Source organism: Streptomyces sp. NPDC102270 (assembly GCF_044766405.1).
Lineage (GTDB): Bacteria > Actinomycetota > Actinomycetes > Streptomycetales > Streptomycetaceae > Streptomyces.
This window is the reverse complement of record NZ_JBIWLX010000017.1, coordinates 141,667-148,483: the sequence shown is the minus strand read 5'-3', so window position 1 is coordinate 148,483 and position 6,817 is coordinate 141,667. Positions and strand designations below refer to the sequence as shown.

5 protein-coding genes are annotated in these 6,817 nt (G+C 71.8%); 3 read left to right on the top strand and 2 right to left on the bottom strand.

Going from position 1 to position 6,817, the window contains the following annotated elements:
• The first annotated feature begins 1,056 nt into the window (after positions 1-1,056).
• From aceE to ACIRP7_RS32820, 3 genes are all read left to right on the top strand, one after another.
• Entirely contained in the window at positions 1,057-3,759 is a 2,703-nt protein-coding gene (gene aceE, locus ACIRP7_RS32830) for a pyruvate dehydrogenase (acetyl-transferring), homodimeric type (RefSeq protein ID WP_403666656.1), read from the top strand.
• A gap of 99 nt (positions 3,760-3,858) precedes the next feature.
• Positions 3,859-4,833: a helix-turn-helix transcriptional regulator gene (locus tag ACIRP7_RS32825; RefSeq protein WP_403666653.1), complete on the top strand. Its 975-nt coding sequence runs from the start codon at positions 3,859-3,861 to the stop codon at positions 4,831-4,833.
• 77 nt (positions 4,834-4,910) lie between these two features.
• Entirely contained in the window at positions 4,911-5,429 is a 519-nt protein-coding gene (locus tag ACIRP7_RS32820; RefSeq protein WP_393600186.1) for a DUF4240 domain-containing protein, read from the top strand.
• Between the two features lie 27 nt (positions 5,430-5,456).
• On the opposite strand, the gene ACIRP7_RS32815 is transcribed toward ACIRP7_RS32820, so the two are convergent.
• Both ACIRP7_RS32815 and ACIRP7_RS32810 read right to left on the bottom strand, forming a co-directional pair.
• Positions 5,457-5,675: a hypothetical protein gene (locus tag ACIRP7_RS32815; protein WP_403666650.1), complete on the bottom strand. Its 219-nt coding sequence runs from the start codon at positions 5,673-5,675 to the stop codon at positions 5,457-5,459.
• 107 nt (positions 5,676-5,782) lie between these two features.
• A complete protein-coding gene (locus tag ACIRP7_RS32810) occupies positions 5,783-6,526 on the bottom strand; it encodes a peptidoglycan recognition protein (RefSeq protein WP_403666828.1) in 744 nt (247 codons plus the stop codon).
• Positions 6,527-6,817 lie beyond the last annotated feature (291 nt).

Genomic DNA, 6,817 nt, shown 5'->3' with positions numbered 1-6,817 from the left:
CACCCGGCCCAAGCAGCGTCACGGCGCGCACCACCCGGCCCGAGCACCGCTAAGCCAAGCACCACGCCGCCGAGCACCGTCCCGGCCAAGCACCACCGTGGCGAACACCGCCCGGCCCGAGCACCGTCGCGAGTGACCACCGCCGTGGCCGAACCCCCTCGGACCCGAGCACGGTCACGGCCGAACACCACCCGGCCCAAGCAGCGTCACGGCGCGCACCACCCGGCCCGAGCACCGCTAAGCCAAGCACCACGCCGCCGAGCACCGTCCCGGCCAAGCACCACTGTGACGAACACCGCCCGGCCGAGCACCGTCGCGAGTGAACACCGCCGTGGCCGAACACCGCCGGACCCGAGCACGGTCGCGGCCGAACACCACCCGGCCCAAGCACCGTCACGGCGAGCACCACCCGGCCCGAGCACCGCTAAGCCAAGCGCCACGCCGCCGAGCACCGTCCCGGCCAAGCACCACCGCCTCCGAGCACCACCAGCCCCGAGCACCAACCCGACCAAGCACCACCGTGGCGAACACCACCCGGCCAAGCATCGTCACGGCGAGCATTACCCGGCCCCCGCACCACCGCGGCCGAGCACCGCCACGCCGAGCAGCACCGCCGCCGACACCGCCGGACCCGAGCACCACCAGCCCCGAGCACCGTCCCGGCCGACCACCGCCGTGCCCCAGCACCGCCAGGCCGAACACTCCCGAGCACCACCCGGCCGAACATCCCCGACCCCGAGCACCACCGCGCCCGAGAACGCGGGACCGTGTCCCCAAGAAGTTGCCGCACCCGAGCGCGCCTCCGCTCAAACGGCCTCCGACCTGCAAAAACCCGGGGCTCCACAGTCACCCGGTGCCACCGCCGGAGGCACCCCGTGCCTACTTTCTCGTCATCGAGAAGTTTTGCCCCTCAACCCTTTGATCGATCATCGATCAGCGAGTTAGAGTCGCCGACGGGCCCTTACCGGGGCCCTCCGCCCTGTCCTGCCAAAGACAAAGGGCACCCCCGAACCCTTACCGATGAGGGAACCCCCTTCGACTGAGGAAGGCGGCGACATGACCGACCCCAACGCCATCCAGGCCAGCGAGCTCGACCAGCTCCCCGACCGGGACCCCGAGGAGACCGCCGAATGGCAGGCCTCCCTGGACGCGGTCGCCAAGGCGGCCGGCCCGCACCGTGCCGCGTACCTGATGCGCCGCACGCTGGAGAGGGCGGAGGGCAACGGCATCGCGCTGCCGAAGCTCCTCGAGACCGACTACGTCAACACCATCCCCACCGCCGCCGAGCCGGGCCTGCCCGGTGACCCGGCGATGGAGGCCCGCATCACCGCGTGGAACCGCTGGAACGCGGCCGCGATGGTCACCCGCGGCTCCAAATACGGCGTCGGCGGCCACATCGCCACCTTCGCCTCCGCGGCCTGGCTCTACGAGACCGGCTTCAACCACTTCTTCAAGGGCAAGGAGGCCGACGGGTCCGGCGACCAGCTCTACATCCAGGGCCACGCCTCCCCCGGCATCTACGCCCGCGCCTTCCTCGACGGCCGGCTGACCGAGCACCACCTCGACAACTTCCGTCGCGAGTCGGGCGGCGACGGCCTCCCGTCGTACCCGCACCCCCGCCGCCTGCCCTGGCTGTGGGAGTTCCCGACGGTGTCGATGGGCCTCGGCCCGCTCTCCGCGATCTACCAGGCACGCTTCAACCGCTACCTGACGGCCCGCGGCATCAAGGACGTCTCGCAGTCCCACGTCTGGGCCTTCCTCGGCGACGGCGAGATGGACGAGCCGGAGTCCACGGCGGCACTCGCACTGGCCTCCCGCGAGGGCCTCGACAACCTCACCTTCGTCATCAACTGCAACCTGCAGCGTCTCGACGGCCCGGTCCGCGCGAACTTCAAGATCGTGCAGGAGCTGGAGGCCCAGTTCCGCGGCGCCGGCTGGAACGTCGTCAAGTCTCTGTGGGGCAATGCCTGGGACGAGCTCTTCCAGCTCGACACCACGGGCGCGCTCGTACGACGCCTGCGCGAGGTACCGGACGCGCAGGTGCAGACGTACCAGACGCGCGACGCCGCCTACATCCGCCAGGACTTCTTCGGCAAGGACCCGGCGCTCGTCGAGATGGCGAAGCTGCTGTCCGACGACAAGATCCTCGAGTGTTTCCACCTCTCCCGCGGTGGCCACGAGGCGCGCAAGGTGTACGCCGCCTACAAGGCCGCCGTCGAGTTCAAGGGCGCGCCGACGGTCATCCTGGCCCAGACGGTCAAGGGCCACACCCTCGGCGAGGGCTTCGCGTCGAAGAACGCCAACCACCAGATGAAGAAGCTGACGGTGGACGAGTTCAAGACCATGCGCGACCTGCTCGAACTGCCCATCAAGGACAGCGACTTCGTCGACGGCGTGGTGCCCTACGGCCACCCGGGCGCCGACTCCCCCGAGGTGCGCTACCTCCAGGAGCGCCGGGCCGCTCTCGGTGGTCCCGCGCCGGCCCGCCGAGTGCACCCGGTGGCCCCGCTGCCCGCCCCCGCCGAAAAGGCCTTCGCCTCCTTCGACAAGGGCTCGGGCTCGCAGAACGTCGCCACCACGATGGCCTTCGTACGGCTCATCAAGGACCTGGTCCGCGACAAGGAGACCGGCAGGCGCTGGGTGCCGATCGTCCCCGACGAGGCTCGCACCTTCGGCATGGAGTCGCTGTTCCCCTCGCTCGGGATCTACTCCCCGAAGGGTCAGACGTACGAGCCGGTCGACCGCGACCAGCTGATGTACTACAAGGAGGCCACCAACGGCCAGATCCTCAACGAGGGGATCACCGAGGCCGGTTCGATGGCCGACTTCATCGCCGCTTCGACGTCGTACGCGACGCACGGCGAGGCGATGATCCCGTTCTACATCTTCTACTCGATGTTCGGCTGGCAGCGCACGGCCGACCAGATGTGGCAGCTCGGCGACCAGCTCGGCCGCGGCTTCCTGGTGGGTGCCACGGCGGGCCGTACCACGCTGACGGGCGAGGGTCTGCAGCACGCGGACGGACACTCGCCGGTGATCGCGGCGACGAACCCGGCGGCGCTGACGTACGACCCGGCGTTCGCCTACGAGGTCGCCACGATCGTGCGTGACGGCATCCGCCGCATGTACGGCGAGGCGGCCCCCGGCGAGGACCCGAACGTCTTCTACTACCTGACGGTCTACAACGAGCCGCTTCCGCAGCCCGCCAAGCCGTCCGGCCTCGGTGTCGACGAGGGCATCGTCAAGGGCCTGTACCGCTTCAACACGGCGGAGTCCGCAGGGGTTTCCCCGGTCGCGAACGCCCCCCGGATCCAGCTGCTCGGCTCCGGCACCGCGATCCACTGGGTGCTGAAGGCGCAGCGGATGCTGGCGGAGGAGTGGGGTGTGGCGGCGGACGTGTGGTCCGCGACGTCCTGGACGGAGCTGCGCCGCGACGCGCTGGAGGCCGACGCCGGCCTGCTGCGCGGCGAGGAGCGGATCCCGTACGTCCGTCAGGCGCTGCACGGTGCCGAGGGCCCGGTGCTCGCGGTCTCCGACTACATGCGCCAGGTCCCCGACCAGATCGCGCAGTGGGTCGAGCAGGACTGGTCCTCGCTCGGCGCGGACGGCTTCGGCCTCTCCGACACCCGCGAGGGCGCCCGCCGCCACTTCGGCGTCGACGCCGAGTCGGTCGTCGTCGCGGCCCTGGCCCAGCTGGCCCGGCGTGGCGAGGTCAAGGCGACGGCGGTGAAGGAAGCGCGGGAGAAGTACGGGCTGTAAGCGCCTGGGCTTCGATGCTTTCGCTTCGATGCTTTCGGTGAAGGGGTACGGCTGCCGCCGTGCCCCTTCGCTGTCAGTGGGCCCCGGCATCATGGCCGTATGCGTGCTGCCCGGCTCATCAAGATGGTGCTGTTGCTCCAGTCCCGGTCCTCCATGACCGCCGCCGAGCTGGCGCGCGAGCTGGAGGTGTCGGAGCGGACGGTGACGCGGGACGCGCAGGCGTTGTCGGAGGCCGGGGTTCCGGTCTACGCCGACCGGGGGCGGGCCGGCGGGTACCGGCTGATCGGCGGGTACCGGACCCGGCTGACCGGGCTGGCGCGCAGCGAGGCCGAGGCGCTGTTCCTGTCCGGCGTGCCGGGCGCGCTGCGCGAGATGGGCCTGGAGGACGCCGCCTCCGCCGCCCGGCTGAAGGTCTCCGCCGCACTGCTCCCCTCCCTCAGCGACGCCTCCCGTACGGCCGCTCAGCGCTTCCATCTCGACGCGCCCAACTGGTTCACCGAGCCGAAGTCCCCCGAGCTGCTGCCCGCCGTCGCCGACGCGGTGTGGGACGACAGACGGGTCGGCGCGCGCTACCGCGGCCGGGAGGGCGAGGTGGAGCGGGACCTCGAGCCGTACGGGCTCGTGCTCAAGGCGGGCGTCTGGTACCTGTGCGCACGGATCCCGGACGGCGGTTCCTTCCGGGTGTACCGGATCGACCGTTTCACGGCGGTGACGGCCGGCGAGGCCCGCTTCGAGCGTGCCGAGGAGTTCGACCTGCCCGGCTTCTGGGCGGAGCGCGCCGAACAGTTCGCGCGCTCGATCCTGCGGGCCGAGGTCGTCGTACGGCTGTCCGGGGCGGGGGCGCGCGGACTGCCGTACGCCGTCGATCCCGCCGCGGCCCGGGAGGTGCTGGCGGCCGCCGGGCCGCCGGACGGCGACGGGTGGGTGACGGTGACCCTCCCGGTGGAGTCCGAGGAGGTCGCCCACGCGCAGCTCGCGTCGCTGGGGCCGGAGGTGGAGGTACTGGCCCCGGAGAGCCTGCGGGCGCGGTTCGCGGGGGACGCCGTACGTCTGGGGAGGCTGTACAGGACGTGAAGGACTCTGTTCGGGACATAACAATCCGCCGCACTCCACGTGCGCCGCACCCTTCCAGGCCCGATGCTGGACCCGTGATGGACGAGACGGAGTTCTGGGAGCTGGTGGACGCCACCCGCGAGGCCGCCGAGGGCGACCCCGAGGAACAGGCCGACCTGCTCGTGGAGCGGCTGCTGGCGCTGGACCCGGACATGGTCCTCGACTTCGCCCGTCACTTCGAGGCCCGCTTCAACCGCGCGTACACCTGGGACCTGTGGGGCGCCGCCTGGATCCTGCTGGACGGGGCGAGCGACGACGCCTTCGACTTCTTCCGGTGCTGGCTGATCGGCCAGGGCCGTGAGGTGTACGAGGGCGCGGTGCACGACCCCGACTCGCTCGCCGACCTGCTGGCCGACTTCGACGAGGAGATCGACGGCGACGGCGAGGAACTGGGCTACGCGGCCGACGAGGCCTACGAACAGCTCACCGGTACCGTCGCTCCCGACCTCGGCATTCCGCCCGCGGCCTCCGAGCCGCTCGGCGCGCCGATCGACCTGGAGAGCGACCGGGTGCTGGCGGAGCGGTATCCCAAGCTGTGGGAGCGGTTCAGGGGCTGAGTCCCCGTCAGGCCGCTCGCGCTGCGTTCAGGCCGCCGTGCCGGCCCTGCGCCGGGTCGTGTCCGTCGGGATGTACGCCTGCGTCTGGTCGGCCTTCACCGCGTGGTGCATCGGGGCCGCGTTGGCCTGGTCGAGCGCGGACGCGGTGACGGCGGCCGGGCCGAGGACCACGGCGACGACGGCGCAGACGACCGCCCAGGGGCCGCGGGTCCTGCTGTTCTGGGTGCTCATGTGACTGCTGTTCATTTCTTCCCCACCTCCGTCAGTGCGTGTGCATGACCATAGGGCGGCTGTTTCGGCGTGATCCTTGAGTGGCCTACGAGAACCCTGTGAGAACTCGCCGACTCGACGAGTCACGTCCTGCCCTGGAGACGGGCCGCCCGCTGTCTGATCTCAGGCAGCAGGGCTCTCAGTGCGGCGCCGGGACAGGTCGTCATGTAGGCGGCGCCGTGGGCCGCGAGGGCGGGCAGTGTGGCGATGGTGCCGGCGGTGTAGCGGCTGGCGCTGTTGCTGGAGGTGAGACGGACGGTGCTGCGCGGGTCGATGCCGGCGAGGCCGAGCTTCCAGGCGACCAGGGAGGCGATCGCGTCGGTCATCGCCCGCGGGACGGTGACGCCCGCGGTGAAGGTGCCGAGGGCGGCGATGCCGGCCGTGCGGTGGTTGAAGCCGAGGGTGTGGGCGCCGGTGACGGGGCGGTCGACGCCGCCCGCACGGCCCTCGTAGATGGTGCCGCAGCGGTCGACGAGGAAGTTGTAACCGATGTCGTCCCAGTCCCGGGCGCCGGTCTGGCCGGCGGCGAGGTAGCGGATGATGCGGGGCGCGTCGGCGCAGTCGTAGTCGTTGGGCGAGTCGGTGTGGTGCACGAAGACCGCTAGCACCTTGTCGTCGTAGTCCGGGGGCGGCGGGGTACGGGCGGCGGCGTTCGCCTCCCCGCCGACGGCCCACACCGACCTCGGCACGATGTGCGGTCTGCTCGCGGCGTGCGTCACGGCCTTCTGCCGGGCCACCGCCCCACTCCGCGCGGACCGGACGGAGACCGCGTCCTCGATACCGGTGACACACAGCACCAGCACGAGGACGACGGCGAGGCCGGGCAGGCAGGCGAGGAGCGGGTGGGGGAAGGGCGGTGCGGAGGGAGGGAGCTGGTCGACGGACGCGGGGTTCGCGGGCTGTACGGAGGGTGATCCCCCCGAGGGCGGGAGGGCCGGCGGGGCCGTGCGTCGGCCGGAGGCCGTCGGCTGGGTGCGAGCCCCTGGGCCCCCGGAGGGTGGGGCGCCCGAGGACGCAGGCGCCTGCGGGGCCGTCCGCTCGGCGGGGCTGGCAGGCGACGGGGACCGGACCGGCGCCGCAGAGGGGGTGACGGGGGCGGGAGTCCCGGGGAGGGGCTC